The organism is Rhodoferax sp. ZS1R8 (assembly GCF_056521325.1).
This window is the reverse complement of record NZ_JBWMBA010000201.1, coordinates 1-1,038: the sequence shown is the minus strand read 5'-3', so window position 1 is coordinate 1,038 and position 1,038 is coordinate 1. Positions and strand designations below refer to the sequence as shown.

The 1,038-nt window shown below is 58.6% G+C and carries 1 protein-coding gene; it reads right to left on the bottom strand.

Features of this window, described 5'->3' with window-relative positions; translation table 11 throughout:
- On the bottom strand, positions 1-1,038 hold a 1,038-nt coding region (locus AC097P_RS24985; protein WP_479613104.1), incomplete at both ends, for an oligosaccharide flippase family protein.

Sequence of the window (1,038 nt, the reverse complement as noted above, 5' to 3'; positions counted from 1 at the left end):
CGACCATGTGGAAAATGGCAGTCAGCCGCGGATTGCCCTTGGCGTGCAAGAGCGTGTAAGGCACAGAAGCCAAAGCGTTCACCCATACGCCCACGCACAGCACCAACACGACTGGCAGCGCCGCGCTGGCAAAACTCTCCGAACTCCAGACAGACATAGCGGGATAGGCAAAAGCAGCCGCAACACTACAAATGGCCAACATGGCGACGCCGACTCTGCGATAAGTCTGACTGTAAGCATTTGCCGCTTCGGCGGCGCCCATGGACGCCAATCTAGGCAATAGGGCGCCCGTTAACGCCATCGGAATCAGCAATAGGCGCAGCAATACATCTTGTGGGATGGCGTAATAGGGCAACTGCTCTGCGCCCACTGCGGCGCTCACAAAGAACCGGTCGCCGTAAACCATTAAAGGTCCAACGATGCCCGTAACCGTCACCCAAACACCATAGTTCCAAAGCGACTGTACATGGCGCCGGGCAAAACCCAAACCACCCGCCCACCAGTTACGGCGCAATTGCAGCACCATGGTAAGCACCACCAGGCAACGGCCCAGCACCAAATACAAAGCCACCAACTCCAGTTGTGGCCCATGGAAATAGACCGACCATGCAGGTAACGCGAACATCCAGACACCCAACACAATGCGCGTTAGGTTGGAAGCTGCAAACCTGTCCAGCCCCTCCAACGCACCCCGCAAACCGCTTGCCAGTGTGGTGGGCAAAACGCCTACTGCAGCCACCAGGAAAGCCTGCCGGGCATCGTCCTGCAAAGCGGGGCTGATTTTGAGCCACTGGTGGGCCAAAACCGGCGCCAATACGCTGATCAGGGCAACACCCAGCAAGCCAGCAGCGGCAGTCAACAACATGCCGGCACGCAGCGTGGGACCCGTCTCTGCATCCCGCCCACTGGCTGTCAACTGGCTGAGTTGAACAGTCAAGGCACGGCCAACGCCCATATCGAACACGCTGACGTATCCAATCAGACCCCAGATAAGGGTCAGAACGCCAAACGCTTCCCCACCCAGGCGGCCCAAGGTGA